Genomic DNA, 17817 nt, shown 5'->3' with positions numbered 1-17817 from the left:
ACAGTTGCCCGCGCCGCCGTTTGAGACTGTCTGAAATCGAAAGCTTAGCGCTTATCGACCGCCACATAGGGACGATGCGTCGGGCCGGTGTACAGCTGGCGCGGACGGCCGATCTTCTGCGCGGGGTCCGAAATCATTTCGTTCCACTGCGCGACCCAGCCGACGGTGCGGGCGAGGGCGAAGAGGGCGGTGAACATCGTCGTCGGGAAACCGATCGCCGACAGGATCACACCTGAATAGAAATCGACGTTCGGGAACAGCTTCTTCTCGACGAAATATGGATCGTTGAGCGCCATTTCTTCAAGCTGCAGCGCGACTTCGAATACAGGGTCGCTGACCTTCAGTGCGTCGAACACTTCGCGGACGGTCTTTTGCATCACCGTCGCGCGCGGATCGTAGTTTTTGTAAACGCGGTGGCCAAAGCCCATCAGGCGGAACGGATCATTCTTGTCCTTCGCGCGGGCGATATATTCGGGGATGCGGTCAGGGGTGCCGATTTCGCGCAGCATGTTGAGCGCGGCTTCGTTGGCGCCGCCATGCGCCGGGCCCCACAGGCAGGCAATGCCCGCCGCGATGCACGCGAAGGGATTGGCGCCCGACGAACCGGCAAGGCGGACGGTCGAGGTCGACGCATTCTGCTCATGATCGGCATGGAGGATGAAAATGCGGTCGAGCGCGCGTTCGACGACCGGATTGACCACATATTCCTCGGCGGGGACGCCGAAGGTCATGCGCAGGAAATTGCCGGTGTAGCTCAGCGAATTGTCGGGATAGACGAAGGGCTGGCCTACCGAATATTTATACGCCATCGCCGCGATCGTCGGCATTTTCGCGATCAGCCGGTGGCTGGCGATCATGCGCTGGCGCGGATCGTGGATTTCGGTCGAGTCGGGGTAAAAAGCGCTGAGCGCGCCGACAACGCCGCACATCACCGCCATCGGGTGCGCGTCGCGGCGGAACCCGCGATAGAAGGTCGCGAGCTGTTCGTGCAGCATCGTGTGGCGGGTGATGGTGTTTTCGAACGTATCCAGTTCGTCGGCGTTCGGCAGTTCGCCGTTCAGCAACAGATAGCAGGTTTCCATGAAGCTGGAATTTTCGGCGAGGTCGCCGATCGCATAGCCGCGGTGAAGCAACACGCCTTCGTCGCCGTCGATATAGGTTAGCTGCGATTCGCAGCTCGCCGTCGAGGTGAAGCCCGGGTCATAGGTGAAGGCACCGGTCTGGGCGTAGAATTTGCGGATATCCACGACATCCGGGCCGACCGTGCCGGACAGCACGGGGCTTTCGATATTCTTGTCGCCCAGAGTGATTTTCGCGGTCTGGTCGGTCATGGCTTTCCCCTTATTAATGGGCTGAGGCTGAGATCGGCTACGCCCCTGCCGGAAAATTGTGCGCTGCGTCAAGTCGCGCCAGGCTGGTATCGCGGCCAAGCAGCAGGAGTACGTCGAAAATTCCCGGCGATATGGTTCGTCCGGTCAGCGCGGCACGCAGCGGTTGGGCCAGTTTTCCGAGTCCTACGCCAGCAGCTTCGCTTTCTTCGCGAATGGCGGCCTCGACCGATTCCGGCGACCAGTCGGACAGCGCGCGCAGTCGGTCGGCGATCGACGACAGCATACCCGCCGGGGTGTCGGTGAGTACCGCCGCTGCCTTTTCGTCGAAGGTCAGCGGTTCGGGCAAGAACAGGAAGGTCGCACCGTCGGCGATTTCGTGGAGGGTCTTGGCGCGCGGTTTCAACGCTGCCATTGCCTTGGTCAGCAGCGTCTGATCGTCGGCGGTGAGGTCGCGGCTGATCAGTTTGGCCGTCATCGGCGCGACCAGCGCGGCAAGGCGCGCATCGTCCGCTTCGCGGAGATAATGGCCGTTCAGATTCTCGAGCTTCTTGAAATCGAAACGCGACGGCGAGCGGCCGACATGGCCGAGGTCGAACCATTCCACAGCCTGCGCGCGGCTGATGATCTCATCATCGCCATGTCCCCAGCCGAGGCGGAGGAGATAATTGTTCACCGCTTCCGGCAAATAGCCCATTTCGTCGCGATAGGCGTCGACGCCCAGCGCGCCGTGGCGCTTCGACAGCTTGGCGCCATCGGCGCCGTGGATCAGCGGGACATGGGCATAGACGGGTTCACGCCAGTTCATCGAACGCAGCAGCGCAACCTGACGGAAGGCGTTGTTCAGATGGTCATCGCCGCGGATCACATGCGTCACGCCCATATCATTATCGTCGACGACGACGCTGAGCATATAGGTCGGGGTGCGGTCGCTGCGCAGCAGGACGAAATCGTCGAGTTCGGCATTTTGGACGGTGACATCGCCCTGGACCCGGTCGCTGATCGTCACCGCGCCCTCCTGCGGTGCGCGCAGGCGTATGACGTGGGGGATGGCCGCGTCGCCGTCGTTACGGTCGCGCCAAGGGCTGCGAACGCGGAAGGGCAGGCGCTTTTCCTGCGCTTCGGCGCGCATCGCGGCGAGTTCATCCTGTGTCAGATAACAGCGATAGGCCTCGCCCTTGGCCAGCAATTCATCGGCGACGGCGGCATGGCGGTCGGCGCGCGCAAATTGAAATACGGTCTCGCCATCCCAGTCGAGGTCGAGCCAGCGCATTCCGTCGAGAATCGCGTCGATCGCGGCGTCGGTCGAGCGGGCGCGGTCGGTATCCTCGATGCGGAGCAGGAATTTGCCGCCGTGATGGCGCGCGAACAGCCAGTTGAACAGTGCGGTACGTGCACCGCCGATATGCAGGAATCCGGTCGGGGAGGGCGCAAAGCGCGTCACCACATCGGCGCCGGTCGCTTCGCCTGCAATTGCTTGATTTTCGGTTGCCACCACGTCCTCTTTCACTCACTCTGTCGCCCCCGGATACAGGTGCGGGGACGGGGGTCGGGGGAGCCCCTAGCATGGCGACAAGGCAGCTTCAAACGCCCATTGGTACGCGCTGGCTTGCGGGATGGCGCAGGCTGGCCGATGCGCTCGAGACGCGGCTGGAGGCGGAGCGCGAGCGGATCGGACTTTGGTTGCCCGTCGCGCTCGGCGCAGGCGTCGCTGCCTGGTTCATTCTTCCGGCTGAGGCGCATTGGATCGGGCTTCTGCTGCTGCTCGCTGCGGGGGTTCTGGGCGGGCTATTGATTGGTTGGCAAGGCCGGATCGGGCGAATGGTCGCGGTCGGCTGCGGCGTGATGGCGGCGGGCGTGTTGCTGATCTGGGCGCGGTCGCTGTGGGTTGCGGCGCCGGTACTCGCGCGGCCGATTACCACCGAATTTTCCGCGTCTGTCGAGCGCGTCGAGCCTTTGCCGGCGCGCGGGCAGGTGCGCTTTATCGTCCGAGCGCATTACCGGGCCGACCTGCCGCCGCGCATGCGGCTGACCGCTGACAGCGAACGGGCGGGCGATGTCATGCCCGGTGAGCATATTGGCGTTCGCGCCCGGTTGATGCCGCCGCCTGCGGCGAGCCTGCCCGGCGGCTATGATTTCGCCCAGCGCGCGTGGTTTGATCGCATCGGGGCCGTCGGCACGATCCTTGGGACGATCACGCGGGTTGAAGGGCGGGGGGCACGCACGCCGCCGCTGCGTGCGCGGCTCAGTGCGCATATTCACGGCCAGTTGGAAGGGTCGGCAGGAGGCATCGCCGCCGCGCTGGTCACCGGTGATCGCGGCGCGATCGCCGAGGCGGAAGAAGAGGCGATGCGGCGCAGCGGGCTTGCGCATCTTCTATCGATCAGCGGGCTGCATGTGACCGCGGTGGTGGGCTTTGCGATGCTGTTGACGATGCGGTTGCTGGCGCTCAACCGGCGGCTCGCGCTCGCGGGATATGTGCTGCCGCTCGCTGCGGCTGCCGGGGCGATTGCGGGCGGCGCCTATACTTTGCTCGCGGGGGCTGAGGTTCCGACTCTGCGCTCGTTCATCGCCGCGCTGCTCGTGCTTTTTGCCTTTCTGCTCGGGCGCGAAGCGTTGACCTTACGGCTTGTCGCGGCGGGCGCGCTGATTGTGCTGATCTGGCGCCCCGAATCGCTCGCGGGGCCAAGTTTTCAGCTGAGCTTTGCGGCGGTCACCGCGATCATCGCGCTTCATGAAAGCCGCCGGATGCGCGCCTTCCTTGAGCGTCGCAACGAATTCTGGATCATCCGGCTTGGGCGCGGCATAGTCGGATTGCTGATCACGGGCCTCGTAATCGAAGTTGCGCTGGCGCCGATCGCGCTGTTCCATTTCCACAAGGCGGGGCTTTACGGCGCGCTCGCCAATGTTGTGGCGATTCCACTGACGACCTTTGTCATCATGCCTGCCGAGGCGCTGGCTTTGTTGTTCGATAGCGTCGGGCTCGGCGCGCCCTTCTGGTGGGTGGCGGGGCAGGCGCTGGATCTGCTGCTCGCGCTTGCGCACATGGTTGCGGCGGCGCCGGGGGCGGTCGCCATGCTGCCGAGCTTTCCGGCCTGGGGCTTCGGATTAGCGATCTTCGGTGGGCTATGGCTGCTGTTGTGGCAGACGCGCTGGCGGCGGGCGGGCTTCGTGCCGCTCGCGATCGGGGTCGCTGCGCTGCTCGCGCAGCCGCGCCCCGATGTGCTCGTGACGAGCGATGGCCGCCATATCGCGGCCGCTGTACCGGCCGGCGGTTATGCGCTGCTTCGTGACCGCGCGGGTGATTATGTTCGTGACACGATGGCGGAAGCGGCGGGCCACGACGCGCCGCTGGCCGCGCTTTCCGATCTCGATCATGTCGAATGCAATGCCGATTTCTGTCGCTGGCAACAGGGCGAAGGGGTGACGCAGCGCGCCATCCTCGTCTCGCGCGGTCGTGATCGGATTGAGGGGGCCGATATGGCCGCGGCGTGCGCGGCCGCCGATGTTGTGATCAGCGACCGGTGGTTACCGCGCGAGTGCATCGCCCGCTGGCTGACGGTCGATCGCGACAGCCTGGCGACAAGTGGCGGGCTAGCCATTTATCTGGGCGACGATCCGCACGTCATTACCGCAATGCGCGCGGGCGACGACCATCCGTGGCGTCGCCCGCCGCAGGTCAGTGGTAACGACGAAGCAGTCCCGACAGGCGACCTTGTACAATGACGCGATCGGCGGCGTAGCGCTGCGGTTCATAGGCGCTGTTCGCGGGATCGAGCCGGATCATCTGGCCTTCGCGGCGGAAATATTTGAGCGTTGCGTCCTGACCATCGACCAGCGCGACGACGATATCGCCTTCGCGCGCGGTGCTGGCTTTCTGGATCAGCGCATAATCGCCGTCGAAGATGCCCGCCTCGACCATCGAGTCGCCCGATACTTCGAGCGCATAATGTTCGCCCGCGCCAAGCAGCGCGGCGGGGACCGCGAGATTATTGTGATCCTCAAACGCTTCGATCGGAACGCCGGCGGCGATCTTGCCGTGCAGCGGGACTTCGATGACGTCGTTCGCGGCGATGGGGCGTAGCGCGGGGGCAGGCTTGCGCAACGGCACAATATTGTCGCGATCATTGTGCACGGGCGCATTTGCCGCCCTGGCGGCGTCGGGCACCTTCAGCACTTCGAGCGCGCGGGCGCGGTTAGGGAGGCGACGGAGGAAGCCGCGCTCTTCCAAGGCGCTGATAAGTCGGTGAATTCCGGATTTGGACTTGAGGCCAAGTGCTTCCTTCATCTCCTCGAACGAGGGCGAAATGCCACTCGTGTCAAGCCGTTCCTGGATGAAGTGGAGCAGTTCATGCTGCTTCGCCGTCAACATCGTTCATTCTCCATGATGCCAAATACCGGACATAAGGAGAACGATAGTGGAACAGAGCGGAACTTGTCAAGCGATGGCGATATAATCGGCGATATCTCCGACGGCGCGTGGCTGAGCGCCGATTTCGCGGATGATCAGTGCGTTGGCGGCGATCAGCGGAAAAGTCTGGCCGCTGTCCTGCGTGACGAAGGGGGTCAGTCGCCCACCGACGAGTCGCGCGCGAAGATAATCGCGGCGGCTATCCCCGGCGGCGAGCGGTGCAGCAAGGGGCGCCTGATGGATCGGCGGCAGCGGAGCGCTTGCACCGGCGAGGTGGCGGACGAGCGGCAGGAGGAACAGCGTTGCGGTGACGAAAGCTGATGATGGGTTACCAGGCAGGCCGAGTAAAACCGCGTCGCCAACGGTGCCCGCGAGCAGCGGCTTGCCGGGCCGCATCGCGATCTTCCAGAAGTCGATCCGCCCGCCCGCGTCTTCTAGTGCGCCGCGGACATGATCGTGATCACCGACCGAGGCGCCCCCGACCGTAACGATGACGTCGTGGTGGCACGCCAGGTCCTTGAGAATGCTGGATAGAAGGTCGCGGTCGTCGCGGGCGTTGAGCGGCATGCTGATCCGGGCGGGTTCGGCGGCGAGCATCGCGGCGAGCATTACACCGTTGCTGTCGGGGATCTGGCCCGGGGCGAGCGGGTGTCCCGGCGGTACGAGTTCATCGCCCGTGGTCAGGATCGCAACGCGCGGCCGTCCGCCGACGTTTAGCGAACCCGCACCGCCCATCGCGGCGGCGGCGATGGCGCCGGGGGTCAGGCGTGTTCCGGCCTCGAGCAGCCGCGCTCCGCTGGCGAAATCGCCAGAGCGCGCGCGGACGTGGCGACGGCAGGTATCGGGGCCGTTCCGCGATAATGTCAGGATATTTCCGTCGGTTGTGGTATCTTCCTGAATGAGAATCGTGTCGGCGCCGTCGGGAAGTATCGCTCCGGTGAAGATGCGCATGGCTTCGCCCGCGCCGACCGCGCGCTGCGGCGTGGTTCCGGCGGCGATGTCGCCGACGATGGTCCATGGACCGGGCAGGTCCGCGAAGCGGATCGCATAGCCATCCATCGCCGATATGGGTGCGGCCGGCTGGTCGCGCTTTGCTCTCACATCTTCTGAAATATATCGGTCAAGCGCATAGGATAAGGCAATATTTTCTGACGTCAGTGGATCGCGCAGGGCCAAGAGCCGCGCCTGCGCTTCCTCAACGGGCAGCAGGTCGCTCACTCGGCGCGCCAGTCGCCCGATCGTCCGCCGCTCTTTTCGAGCAGGCGAATGTCACCGAGGATCATCGCGCGGTCGAGCGCCTTGGCCATGTCGTAAAGGGTGAGCAGCGCGACCGACGCTGCGGTCAGCGCCTCCATCTCGACCCCGGTGGGACCAGTGGTTGCGGCGGTCGCGCGGACCGCTATGCCGGTCGCTTCCCAGTCGAATTCGACGCCGACGTTGGAGAGCGCGATCGGGTGGCAGAGCGGGATGAGATCGGCGGTCCTCTTCGCCGCCATAATACCGGCGATACGTGCGGTTGAGAGGACGTCGCCCTTTGGCGCATTGCCGCTGCGGATCGCCTCCAGCGCGTCCGCGGACATGGTGATGCGCCCGCCCGCGACGGCGCGGCGCTGGGTGGATGCCTTTGCGCCGACATCGACCATCGATGCGGCGCCGCTTTCGTCGAGGTGAGTCGGTTTATCTGCCATGCGGACGGAGCGAAGCAATGTGCGGGAGTAAAGGCAAGGGGCGACGAGGGTAAAATCGGAGAGAAGCGTGGCGGTGCATGCGACCGGTTGTGGTCAGTTCCTCTGCGCGCCCTTTAGTTCAAGCCACTCACGGTCGCGTTCCGTGCCTCGGGAAGGCACGCCCAGGATGAGGAGGGTGGGCAACGTCTGCTTCCCGCCCCACAGGAGACGTTCCGGCGAAGTTTGCGATCGGTCGGCAGTTTACCGCTGAACCTGGCAGTTTGGAGACCGTCGGGTTCTGAGCACATACTCGGATAACGGACATAGTGCTCGGCGTCGGGGCCAACAAAAAAACGGACTCGCGCGGCCTTCTCTCGAGTCTGGTGCTGCGCCTGCTATTCGACGCCGACCAGATAACCCTGATTATCCGAGATCTGGAATGGATAGTGGTGATGACAGGCGGCTGGCGACCGGTCGGACTGGCATGTCTCAAGGCGAAAGCTGCGATCACGAATGCCATTTTGCTCAGGCAGTCATCACAACCTCAAATCTCTCGCATGCAATTTGAAGCTCGTCATGGACTTGATATTGGCTGCCTGCCAGCACCCGTTCATAATAAGCGCGATGCGCCGTTCGCCACCATCCTAGTGTAAGATCGCCTTCGCCCTCTTCGCGCGCGAAATCCTCGGTAACCTCGATGAATGTTTTGACGTCGATAGACTTGGTTTGAATTACGGCTTTCGCTTGGCCTTCCCAGTCGGTGACGATCGCGTAGTCATCGACCTTTGGCAATGCCACTCCAGTGATCTCGAGTTCGGCGAGAGAAGATGCAGTAGCGCGTTTACGGCCTGCGACGACAAGATTAGCACAGGTATTTGCATCCTCCTGATTGTCGCAGAAGTGAAATGCATCTGGCAAGTCAGCCGGTGCGGAGGGATTGAAAACGCGAAAACGCTGCCAAAGAAGGGGGACCGAAGGATGCATTCGCCCCTGTTATCAGTACCGTATGTAAAACTCAACAAACGGAAAGATCCCGCGATCGGAACCTTGGCGAAGTCTACGGAATACGCATATGGGCCGTTTCCGATCGTAGAACCGACGAAGTGACCAGTGTCCGCTTTCACCGATTTCCATCTAAGATTCGAAAGGCTGCGGGTGGCGGGTTGGAGGACCGTCCGCCTCTAGCGAGAAATCGTAAAAAGCAGACCGTGGCTCGCTGATCGGGCCGCACGGCTGCATCAGCTGGCCACAATCGCACGCAGAAAATGCGCTCCAGGGCTCGCGCTACCCCTCTAGCAGCGCCCTGGTTGCCGCCGTGACGTCGTGCTGGCGCATCAGGCTTTCGCCGACGAGGAAGGTTTTGACGCCGCTTTGCGCGAGGCGCTGGCAGTCGGCGTGGTTCGCGATGCCGCTTTCGCCGACAAGAAGCGTGCCGGGCGGGACCAGTTTCGCTAGCCGTTCGGTGACGCCCAGATCGGTTTCGAAGCTGCGCAGGTCGCGGTTGTTGACGCCGATCAGCCGCGACTGAAGCTGCGACAGCGCGCGGTCGAGCTCGGCCTCGTCATGGACTTCGACGAGGACGTCCATGCCGCGTTCGATTGCCGCGGCCTCGATGTCGCGCATCATGGCGTCTTCGAGCGCGGCGACGATGATCAGGATTGCGTCGGCGCCGATCGCGCGGGCTTCGGCGACCTGCCAGGGGTCGACCATGAAATCCTTGCGGAGGACCGGCAGGTTGCATGCGGCACGCGCGGCGATCAGAAAATCTTCATGGCCCTGAAACCAGGGTGCATCGGTGAGCACCGACAGGCAGGCGGCGCCGCCCGCGGCATAGGCGCGGGCGTGATCAGCAGGATCGAAATCTTCTCTTATCAAGCCCTTGGACGGTGAAGCCTTCTTGATCTCGGCGATCAGCGCGAAGCCGCCAGCGTCGATCTTGGCTTGCAAGGCAGCGGCGAAGCCGCGCACCGGGCCGGCGTCGATGGCATCGAGCTGTGCGAGCGAGCGCAGCGCGCGGCGTTCGGCGACCTCTTCAGATTTGGTGGCAAGAATTTTCGTTAACTTGTTCATTTATAGGCGATCCAGCAGTTGAGCAGCGCGTTGGCAAGACCCTTGTCGATGGCTTCGGCGGCTTCCTCAACCCCATCGATCATATTGTCGACGGTGCCTGCGACGACGAGCGCCTCGGCGGCATTATAGAGTACGGCGTCACGATAGGCCCCGGGCTCGCCCTGAAGCAACGCGCGGAGAGCCTTGGCATTATAGGCGGCGTCGCCGCCGCGAATGTCGGCGAGCGGGCGGGTGGGCAGGCCGGCGTCGGCGGCGTGGCTGCGCTGCATCCGAACGCCTTCGGGGGTTACTACCGCGACCTCGTTGCCGCCCGCGAGCGAGAGCTCGTCGAGGCCTTCGTCGCCCGAAATCACGCGGGAATGTTCGGTACCGAGCCGGTGCAGCGCCTCGGCATAGACGGCGACATAGGCGGGGCGTGCGATTCCGACGAGTTGGCGGGTGACGCGCGCCGGATTGGCGAGTGGACCCATCAGGTTGAAAATGGTGCGGCGGCCGAGAGCCTTGCGGATCGGCATGATGCGCTTCATCGCCGGATGATGATGCGCGGCGAAGAGGAAGCAGATGCCGAGGTGAGCGAGCTGGGCTTCCGCAAGCTGCGACGCGCGCTCCATGTCGAGGCCGAGAACTTCAAGCGTGTCGGCGGCGCCGGATTTCGAAGAAGCTGCGCGATTTCCGTGCTTTGCGACTGGAACTTCGCATGCTGCGACGACGATTGCGACGGCGGTCGAGACGTTAAGCGTGTGATGGCCGTCGCCGCCGGTGCCGCAGACGTCGATCGCGCCGGCGGGGGCGTTGATGGGGATCAGCCGGTCGCGCATCGCCTGCGCCGCAGCGGCGATTTCGACCATCGTTTCACCGCGATCGGACAGAGCGCTCAAAAATTCGGCGATATGCTCGCCGCTCGCGCCGCCGTCGAGCATCGTCGCGAAGGCTGCGGCGGCCTCGTCGTCGGCGAGCAGGGTCGACGGATCGGGAAAGGGGCCGAAACGGCTCATGCCGCTTTCCGTGCGCTGACCGGCAGTCCTGCAATGCGAAGAAAATTGGCGAGCATCGCATGGCCATGTTCGGTGGCGATGCTTTCGGGGTGGAACTGCACGCTGTGGATCGGGAGATCGACGTGGCGGAAGCCCATCACCGCGCCGTCGTCGCTGGTCGCATTGATCGCGAGGCTGGCGGGAATGTCGACGACTTCGAGGCTGTGATAGCGCGTCGCAGTGAGCGGCGAGGGGAGGTCGGTGAAGAGCCCGGTGCCGTCGTGACAGACGGGTGAGGTCTTGCCGTGCATCAGATGACCGCGCTGGACGGTGCCGCCGAAATGCTGGCCGATCGCCTGATGGCCGAGGCAGACGCCGAGCAACGGGCGTCGGGCTTCGGCGCAGGCGGCGACGAGATCGAGGCTGATTCCGGCCTCGTTCGGCGTGCACGGGCCGGGCGAGATGAGCATCGCGTCGGCGCCGGTCGCGAGCGCTTCTGCGGCGGTCAGCGCATCGTTGCGCTCGACGCGCACTTCGGCCCCCAGCTCGATCAGATAGTGAACGAGGTTGAAGGTGAAGCTGTCGTAATTGTCGATGACGAGGATCATGGCGTCCTACTGCCCATAACCGGGGGTGACGGCAAGCCGCACCGCTTCGCGCGCCGCGGCGAAGAGGGCGCCGGCTTTCGCCTCGCACTCGCGCTGTTCATAGGCGGCTTCGCTGTCGGCGACGATGCCGGCGCCGGCCTGAACATGCATTTCGCCGTCCTTGACGATCGCGGTGCGCAGCACGATGCAGCTGTCCATATTGCCGTCGGGGGCGAAATAGCCGACCCCGCCAGCGTAAGCGCCGCGCGCGTCGGCTTCGAGCTCGGCGATGATCTGGCAAGCGCGGACCTTGGGCGCGCCGCTGACGGTGCCTGCCGGGAAGCCCGCGAACAAGGCGTCGATCGCGTCCTTGTCGGGGGCGATGCGGCCGATGACGTTCGAGACGATGTGCATGACATGGCTGTAAAATTCGACCGTATAGCTGTCGGTCACGGTCACGGTTCCGCCCATTGCCGCGCGGCCGACGTCGTTGCGGCCGAGGTCGAGCAGCATCAGATGTTCGGCGCGTTCTTTGGGGTCGGCGAGCAGCGATTCGCGGTTCTGAACATCCTCGGCGCTCGTCTTGCCGCGTGGGCGTGTACCGGCGATCGGGCGGATGGTGATTTCGCCATCGCGTACCCGGACGAGAATTTCGGGCGACGAGCCGATGAGCGCAAAGCCGGGCAGGTCGAGGAAATAGAGGAAGGGCGAGGGGTTGATCCGCCGCAGCGCGCGATAGAGATCGAATGGCGGCAGGTCGAAAGGGGTCGAGAAACGCTGCGACAACACGACCTGAAAGATGTCGCCTGCGGCGATATATTCCTTCGCCGTCGCCACCATCTCGGTGAAGCGTTCGGGCGTGGTTGCCGGGTTAGCTGTGATGTCCGCGGGCAGCGCCTCAGTCGTCGCGCGCTCGGCATGGGCGCTGACGCGCGAAAGCCGTGCGGCGATATCCTCGAGCCGGTCCTGCGCCGCGTCGATCATCCGGTCGATGGGCGCATTGGCGTCGGGCCAGATCGGCGCGATAAGGAACAGCTCGTCGGCGAGGCGATCGAAGACGAGGATCGTCGTCGGGCGGACGAAGACCATGTCGGGCAGGCCAAGCCCCGCGCCCGGCGCGCGCGGGATGCGCTCGACGAGGCCGATGGTTTCATAGGCGAAGAAGCCGACGAGGGTTGCTAGCGCCTTGGGCAGGCCCTCGGGCACGTCGAAGCGACATTCGGCGACGAGATCGCGCAGCGCCTGAAGCGCCGGAGCGGCGACGGGCGCAAAGGCGTCGCGGTCGCGGCGCCAGTCGCGGTTGATCCGCGCGGCGTCGCCGGTGACTTCGAACATCAGATCGGGGTCGAGCCCGATCAGGCTGTAGCGCCCGCGGGTTTCGCCGCTTTCGACCGATTCGAGTACCCAGTCGCCCCGGCCCGGTTCGATCAGCTTGAGCGCCGCCGAAACCGGGGTTTCAATGTCGGCGATCAGCCGCTGCCACACGACCGCGCCGCGCCCCTGCGCCAGCGCCTCAAGCGCTGCAGCTCTGCCCTCCAGTGTCACGGCCCGCCCTATTCGGCCGCTTGCGTGGCGCCGGTGAGTTCGCGGCGCAGCTGTTCGACCAGATCCTTGTTGATCTTCACATTTGCGCGGCGCTTTGCTTCCGCAGCGAGTTGATCAACCAGCTCGCTGCCAAAGGCCGATGCGAGCGGGCGGGCGATGGCGGCAACACGTCCGGGCTCGATGCTTTTGGGATCGGGGCGCCGCACTTCGTCGAGCGCGATCACCATCCAGCCGCGATTGCCGGGGATTTCCAGCGTCTTCACGCTGCCCTGCGCCATCGAGAAGAGAAGGGCGAGTTCGGGCGGGACGGGCTGGCCATTCTGACCCAGTTCGGCGCGGGTGCCGCCGATCGGCTGGACGCCGCCAATGTTCGGGCCCGCGGTACGCACGGCGTCGGCGAGGCTCTTGCCGCTTTCGACCGTTTTTACGATGGCGCGCGCCTTGTCGCGAGCGACCTTCTGCCCCTCGGCAAAGCGCCATTCGGCAAGGAGATTGGGACGGATCTGGGCGAAGGGCGGCGGCGCCGCCGCGACGATCGACTTGACCGAATAGACCGCGAATTTTTCATTCTCGACCAGCGTTGCAAGATGGCCGTCGCCTTCGCCATCAGACTGGAACGCCTGGGCGACCATCGGGGCGAGTTCGGGGGGCAGGGCAAAGCCGGGCTGGCCCGGTGCCTGGCCGTTGGCCAGCAGCGCGGGCGTTTCGGAGAGCGTGAGCTTGCGGTCGGCCGCGACCTCCTGGATCGAGGCGCCGCCGTTCACTGCATCCTGAAGCGCGTTATAATAGTCGACGATCGCCTCGTTCGCCTTGTTCTTGGCGAGCTCGGTACGGATTTCCTCGCTGGCATCGGCCAAGCTGCGCGCTGGCTTGGGGGTCACATTCTCGACCCGCGCGATTGCCCATCCGAGGCCGGTCTGCGTCGGCCCGAGCACGTCGCCGCTCTTGGCGGCAAAGGCGGCCTTGGCGACCGCGGCGCTGGTCGTTGCGGCATAGGATGACTGGGTCAGGTCGCCGGTGGTTGCAGCGGACAGGCCCGCAGCCTGCGCGGCGGTGGTGAGCGGGGTTCCGGCCCGGACCTTGGTCGCGATCGCATTGGCGGTCGCCTGATCGGGGGCGATAACCTGAGCAAAACGGCGCGTCTCGCTGGCCGCGAACTGGGCGGCATTGTCCTTATAGACTTTGGCGATTTCGGCGTCGGTGACAGCGGGGACGGGAACCGCGGCGCGATCGAAGAGCGCATATTGGATCACGCGGCGTTCGGGGACGGTGAACTGGGCCGTATGCTGCGACAGATATTTCTTCAGCACCGCATCTCCCGGATCGGCGGCGGGGGCGAAGGGGCTGGCGGGGATGAAGGTCGCCTGACCACGGCGCTGTTCCATCAGCAGCGCGGCATAGGGCTGAGCGATCGCCGGTGAGATTGCGGGCATCGTGCCCACGGGGCTGGCGAGCTGTTCGGCCAGCAATTGCTGGCGGATGTCGCGGCGTAGCTGTGCCTCGCTGATGCCGTTCTGGCGCAGGAAGGTTTCGAAGCGCGTCTGGTCGAATTTCCCGGACACGCCGGCAAAGACAGGCAAGTCGGCGATGCGGCCGTCGATCAACCGCTTGCTGACGCCAAAGCCGAGATCGCTGGCGAACTGGTCGAAGGCGGCGCCCTCGACAAGCTGGTCCAGCACCTGATCGAGTCCACCCGATTCGACGAACGCCGCCATAGTCAGTGTGGGCTGTTGCTGCCGTGCCTGATCATAGGCCTGTTTCACCCGGTCGCGCAGCTCGCCGACCCCGATGTCGGTGTTGCCCACCCTCGCCGCATTGGCGCCGCCGACGCCGCCAAAATTGGCGTTGCCGGTTACGTCGCCGAGCGCGAAAGCCAGGCCGACGAGGACGACGAAGCCGAGAGCAAGGACCTTACCGATCGTGGATCCGAAGAGGCGGCGAATGGCGGTGATCATGGAGCGGGCATTCTTTCGCGAAGGCGCTCGTCAAAGCGCGGTTGCGCGATGCTTTAGAGTCTGTCCCGGCGAAATGGAAGTATCGTGATGGCGGGAGTGCGCACCTGACTTGCCACTTCGCCCCGCGCGCCGCTAGGGCGGGGGCATTGATATCGCGAACAGGAGAAGCAGGATAATGGCACGGCGCAAATATGTGGTCGGCAACTGGAAGATGAACGGCCTGGCGGATTCGATCGGCGAAGCGCAGGCGATCTTCGCCGCGGCAAGGGATCATGCAGCGGTCGATGTCGCGCTGTGTCCGCCCTTCACGCTGATCGGTGCCATGGCCGCAGCGGTGCCGGGCGCGGCGGTTGGCGGGCAGGATTGCCACAGCGCCACCTCAGGCGCCTTCACCGGTTCGGTTGCGGCGCCGATGCTCGCCGATGCGGGTGCGACGTTGGTGATCGTCGGGCATAGCGAACGGCGTGAAGGTTGCGGCGAAAGCGACGCCGACGTGCAGGCCAAGGCCATTGCGGCGCTCGGCGCCGGTCTTTCGGTCATCCTATGCGTTGGCGAACCGCGCGAGGTGCGCGAATCGGGCGATGCGATAGCATATGTGCTGGCGCAGGTTGCGGGCTCGTTGCCCGGCGATTTCGATGCAGCGCGGCTGGCGATTGCTTATGAACCGATCTGGGCGATCGGTACCGGGCTGGTTCCGACAGTCGGTGACGTCGCGGCGATGCATGGGGCGATCCGCGCCAAGCTGACCGAACAGGCGGGCGCGACGGCGGCGGGCGATATGCGGATTCTTTATGGTGGCTCGGTCAATGGAGAGAATGCAGCCGAATTGCTGGATGCGGGCGATGTCGATGGTGCGCTGGTTGGCGGAGCGAGCCTGACGGCAGCCAAGTTCTTGCCGATCGTGGCGGCGGCCGCGGCATTGGGTTGAGCGTATAAGCGTAGCCCCCGCCTTCGCGGGGGCTACGCTTATACGAGGCAGATCCGCGCACGCTGTGGGTTGAAGCGAAGCGGCTTCGTCTCTATGTGCGCGGCGGGCATGGTCCGTGTGAGGCCGTGCAAGTTCGGGAAATTTCGATGTCCAATCTGTTCACCTTTGTGCTCGTCGTTCAGGCCCTTGTTGCGGCCGTGATGATCGGCGCCATTCTGATGCAAAAGTCGGAAGGTGGCGGTCTGGGGGTCGGCGGCAGCCCTGCGGGCCTGCTTTCGGCGCGCGGTGCGGCGGATTTCATGACCCGGGCAACGACAATCCTGGCGACGCTGTTCGTCGGTCTGTCGATCCTTCTCGCGGCAATGGCTTCGGTCGGCCGTGGCGGATCGAGCATCGATACCTCGCTGTCGAAAACCGCGCAGCAGAGCGGCGGCGCAGCGGCAGGCCCGTCGTCGCTGACCGGCCCGGCGCAGGGCGCTCCGGGCGCAGCGCCCGCCACTCCGGCCACCGATGATCCGCTGGCGGCCGCTGTGGCAGCGGCTGCGGCTCCCGAGGCTCCGGCACAGGGCGCACCGGCCAAGAAATAATCCGGCGGCTTCGGCCTCCCAACTTCACCCGCAAGGCGGCGGAATTTATTTCCGCCGCAAGCGATTCGACGGCTTGCGCCGTCCCCCTCCTGTTGAGTAAGTCTTTCCTCCCATGGCGCGGTTCATTTTTATCACCGGCGGCGTGGTCTCCTCCCTTGGCAAAGGTTTGATGGCGGCTAGCCTCGCGGCTCTGTTGCAGGCGCGAGGTTATCGCGTCCGCATTCGGAAGTTCGATCCCTATCTGAACGTCGATCCGGGCACGATGTCGCCCTATCAGCACGGCGAAGTCTATGTGACCGACGATGGGGCCGAAACCGACCTCGATCTGGGCCATTATGAACGCTTTACCGGCGTTGCGGCGCGGCAGAGCGACAATGTCACCTCGGGCCGCATCTATCAGCAGATCATCACCAAGGAACGCCGCGGCGACTATCTGGGCGCGACGGTTCAGGTCGTCCCGCACGTCACCGACGCGATCAAGGCCTTTGCGCGCACCGATATCGACGATCTCGATTTCGTGCTGTGCGAGATTGGCGGCACCGTCGGCGATATCGAATCACTGCCGTTCATCGAAGCGATCCGCCAACTGCGGAACGAAGAGGGGCGCGACAAGACGCTTTCGGTCCATGTGACGCTGGTCCCCTATATTGCGGCCGCCGGCGAGCTGAAGACCAAGCCGACGCAACACAGCGTACGCGAACTGGCGTCGCTGGGCGTTCAGCCCGAAATTTTGCTGTGCCGCTGCGAAAAGCCGCTGCCCGACAGCGAGCGTGCGAAAATCGCGCAATTCTGCAACGTCCGCAAGGAAGCCGTGATTCCCGCGCTCGACGCCGACAGCATTTATTCGGTGCCGGTCCAATATCATGGCGAAGGTCTCGATACCGAGGTGTTGCGGCATTTCGGCATCCATGACGCGCCCGACCCGGATCTGACGCGCTGGTACGACATCATGGATCGCAAACAGCATCCCGAGGGTGAAGTCACGATCGGCGTCGTCGGCAAATATGTGTCGCTGCCCGATGCCTATAAGTCGCTCAACGAGGCATTGGTCCATGGCGGGCTGGCGCACCGGGTGAAGGTCAATATCCGTTGGCTCGATGCCGAAATTTTTGAGCAGGCCGACGAGCTCGCCGCGAATCTGGAACCGATGCACGGTATTCTCGTGCCCGGCGGGTTCGGCGAGCGCGGGTCGGAGGGCAAGATTGCCAGCGTGCGCTTTGCGCGCGAACGCGGTGTGCCTTTCTTTGGCATCTGCCTTGGCATGCAAATGGCGTGCATCGAGGGTGCGCGGAACACCAGCGGGATCGAAAAGGCGTCGAGCACCGAATTCGGCCCGACCGACGAGCCGATCGTCGGTCTGATCACCGAATGGATGAGCGCCGAGGGCCTGCAACAGCGCGGCGCCAACACCGATATGGGCGGCACGATGCGGCTGGGCGCCTATGAAGCCAAGCTGTCGCCGAACAGCCATGTCGCCGCCATCTATGGCGCGAACGAGATCAGCGAGCGCCACCGCCACCGCTATGAGGTCAACGGCGCTTATCGCGAGAGCCTTGAAAAGGGTGGGCTGGTCTTTTCGGGCATGTCACCCGATGGCATGCTGCCGGAAATCGTTGAGCGGCCGGACCATCCGTGGTTTATCGGGGTGCAGTTCCATCCGGAACTCAAGTCGAAGCCTTTCGATCCGCACCCCTTGTTTGCCGGGTTCATCGAAGCGGCGGTGAAGCAGAGCCGCCTCGTCTGAGGCGGGGCGACAGGGAAGGAC

At 64.5% G+C, this 17817-nt stretch carries 15 protein-coding genes; 4 read left to right on the top strand and 11 right to left on the bottom strand.

The genetic code is table 11. From position 1 onward, the window contains the following. Positions 1-44 precede the first annotated feature (44 nt). Both CDQ91_RS03605 and gltX read right to left on the bottom strand, forming a co-directional pair. Entirely contained in the window at positions 45-1331 is a 1287-nt protein-coding gene (locus tag CDQ91_RS03605; RefSeq protein ID WP_088471295.1) for a citrate synthase, read from the bottom strand. A gap of 37 nt (positions 1332-1368) precedes the next feature. Next, positions 1369-2823 (bottom strand): glutamate--tRNA ligase, encoded by a 1455-nt coding sequence (gene gltX, locus CDQ91_RS03600; RefSeq protein WP_237245795.1) that lies wholly within the window; start codon positions 2821-2823, stop codon positions 1369-1371. A gap of 71 nt (positions 2824-2894) precedes the next feature. Here gltX and CDQ91_RS03595 point away from each other — a divergent pair, with 71 nt between their 5' ends. Beyond that, entirely contained in the window at positions 2895-5054 is a 2160-nt protein-coding gene (locus CDQ91_RS03595) for a ComEC/Rec2 family competence protein (RefSeq protein WP_088471294.1), read from the top strand. On the opposite strand, the gene lexA is transcribed toward CDQ91_RS03595, so the two are convergent. From lexA to CDQ91_RS03550, 9 genes are all read right to left on the bottom strand, one after another. Continuing rightward, positions 5008-5700, bottom strand: a complete 693-nt coding sequence (gene lexA / locus CDQ91_RS03590) for a transcriptional repressor LexA (protein WP_088471293.1) — start codon at positions 5698-5700, stop codon at positions 5008-5010. The two genes, CDQ91_RS03595 and lexA, sit on opposite strands and share 47 nt — an antisense overlap. Positions 5701-5766: 66 nt before the next feature. After that, positions 5767-6957, bottom strand: coding sequence for a molybdopterin molybdotransferase MoeA (locus CDQ91_RS03585; protein WP_088471292.1), 1191 nt, complete (start codon positions 6955-6957; stop codon positions 5767-5769). Next, a complete protein-coding gene (moaC, locus tag CDQ91_RS03580; protein ID WP_088471291.1) occupies positions 6954-7427 on the bottom strand; it encodes a cyclic pyranopterin monophosphate synthase MoaC in 474 nt (157 codons plus the stop codon). The genes CDQ91_RS03585 and moaC overlap by 4 nt, the downstream gene beginning before the upstream one ends. Before the next feature lie 504 nt (positions 7428-7931). Beyond that, positions 7932-8390, bottom strand: coding sequence for an ASCH domain-containing protein (locus CDQ91_RS03575; RefSeq protein WP_088471290.1), 459 nt, complete (start codon positions 8388-8390; stop codon positions 7932-7934). Between the two features lie 300 nt (positions 8391-8690). Beyond that, positions 8691-9476 carry an indole-3-glycerol phosphate synthase TrpC gene (trpC, locus tag CDQ91_RS03570; RefSeq protein ID WP_088471289.1) on the bottom strand — a complete coding sequence of 262 codons (786 nt, stop codon included), beginning with the start codon at positions 9474-9476 and terminating at the stop codon, positions 8691-8693. Next, a complete protein-coding gene (trpD, locus tag CDQ91_RS03565; RefSeq protein ID WP_088471288.1) occupies positions 9473-10471 on the bottom strand; it encodes an anthranilate phosphoribosyltransferase in 999 nt (332 codons plus the stop codon). Before trpD ends, trpC begins: the two co-directional genes overlap by 4 nt. Then, the gene (locus tag CDQ91_RS03560; RefSeq protein WP_088471287.1) at positions 10468-11058 is read right to left on the bottom strand and encodes an anthranilate synthase component II; all 591 of its coding nucleotides are present in this window, start codon (positions 11056-11058) and stop codon (positions 10468-10470) included. The genes trpD and CDQ91_RS03560 overlap by 4 nt, the downstream gene beginning before the upstream one ends. A 6-nt stretch (positions 11059-11064) precedes the next feature. Beyond that, positions 11065-12582, bottom strand: a complete 1518-nt coding sequence (gene trpE / locus CDQ91_RS03555) for an anthranilate synthase component I (protein WP_237245794.1) — start codon at positions 12580-12582, stop codon at positions 11065-11067. Positions 12583-12590: 8 nt separating this feature from the next. Beyond that, positions 12591-14537 carry a peptidylprolyl isomerase gene (locus tag CDQ91_RS03550; protein WP_088471286.1) on the bottom strand — a complete coding sequence of 649 codons (1947 nt, stop codon included), beginning with the start codon at positions 14535-14537 and terminating at the stop codon, positions 12591-12593. A gap of 175 nt (positions 14538-14712) precedes the next feature. Between CDQ91_RS03550 and tpiA the strand changes: the two genes are divergently transcribed. From tpiA to CDQ91_RS03535, 3 genes are all read left to right on the top strand, one after another. After that, entirely contained in the window at positions 14713-15465 is a 753-nt protein-coding gene (tpiA, locus tag CDQ91_RS03545; RefSeq protein WP_088471285.1) for a triose-phosphate isomerase, read from the top strand. A gap of 146 nt (positions 15466-15611) precedes the next feature. Then, on the top strand, positions 15612-16052 hold the full coding sequence (gene secG / locus CDQ91_RS03540; RefSeq protein ID WP_237245793.1) for a preprotein translocase subunit SecG: 441 nt from the start codon (positions 15612-15614) through the stop codon (positions 16050-16052). Positions 16053-16164: 112 nt separating this feature from the next. Then, positions 16165-17796 (top strand): CTP synthase, encoded by a 1632-nt coding sequence (locus CDQ91_RS03535; protein ID WP_088471284.1) that lies wholly within the window; start codon positions 16165-16167, stop codon positions 17794-17796. The last annotated feature ends 21 nt before the right edge of the window (positions 17797-17817 follow it).

This window comes from Sphingopyxis witflariensis, assembly GCF_002205635.1.
In the GTDB taxonomy this organism is placed as follows: Bacteria; Pseudomonadota; Alphaproteobacteria; order Sphingomonadales; family Sphingomonadaceae; genus Sphingopyxis; species Sphingopyxis witflariensis.
Note: the sequence above shows the minus strand (reverse complement) of the source record. Positions and strands in the feature narration are given on the sequence as shown.

Excerpts from the sequence above, each read along its gene's own strand:
- CDQ91_RS03605 (WP_088471295.1), bottom strand. The coding sequence starts at position 1,331 with ATGACCGACCAGACCGCGAAAATCACTCTGGGCGACAAGAATATCGAA.
- CDQ91_RS03595 (WP_088471294.1), top strand. The coding sequence starts at position 2,895 with ATGGCGACAAGGCAGCTTCAAACGCCCATTGGTACGCGCTGGCTTGCG.
- lexA (WP_088471293.1), bottom strand. The coding sequence starts at position 5,700 with ATGTTGACGGCGAAGCAGCATGAACTGCTCCACTTCATCCAGGAACGG.
- moaC (WP_088471291.1), bottom strand. The coding sequence starts at position 7,427 with ATGGCAGATAAACCGACTCACCTCGACGAAAGCGGCGCCGCATCGATG.
- CDQ91_RS03575 (WP_088471290.1), bottom strand. The coding sequence starts at position 8,390 with ATGCATCCTTCGGTCCCCCTTCTTTGGCAGCGTTTTCGCGTTTTCAAT.
- trpC (WP_088471289.1), bottom strand. The coding sequence starts at position 9,476 with ATGAACAAGTTAACGAAAATTCTTGCCACCAAATCTGAAGAGGTCGCC.
- trpD (WP_088471288.1), bottom strand. The coding sequence starts at position 10,471 with ATGAGCCGTTTCGGCCCCTTTCCCGATCCGTCGACCCTGCTCGCCGAC.
- CDQ91_RS03560 (WP_088471287.1), bottom strand. The coding sequence starts at position 11,058 with ATGATCCTCGTCATCGACAATTACGACAGCTTCACCTTCAACCTCGTT.
- CDQ91_RS03550 (WP_088471286.1), bottom strand. The coding sequence starts at position 14,537 with ATGATCACCGCCATTCGCCGCCTCTTCGGATCCACGATCGGTAAGGTC.
- tpiA (WP_088471285.1), top strand. The coding sequence starts at position 14,713 with ATGGCACGGCGCAAATATGTGGTCGGCAACTGGAAGATGAACGGCCTG.
- secG (WP_237245793.1), top strand. The coding sequence starts at position 15,612 with ATGTCCAATCTGTTCACCTTTGTGCTCGTCGTTCAGGCCCTTGTTGCG.
- CDQ91_RS03535 (WP_088471284.1), top strand. The coding sequence starts at position 16,165 with ATGGCGCGGTTCATTTTTATCACCGGCGGCGTGGTCTCCTCCCTTGGC.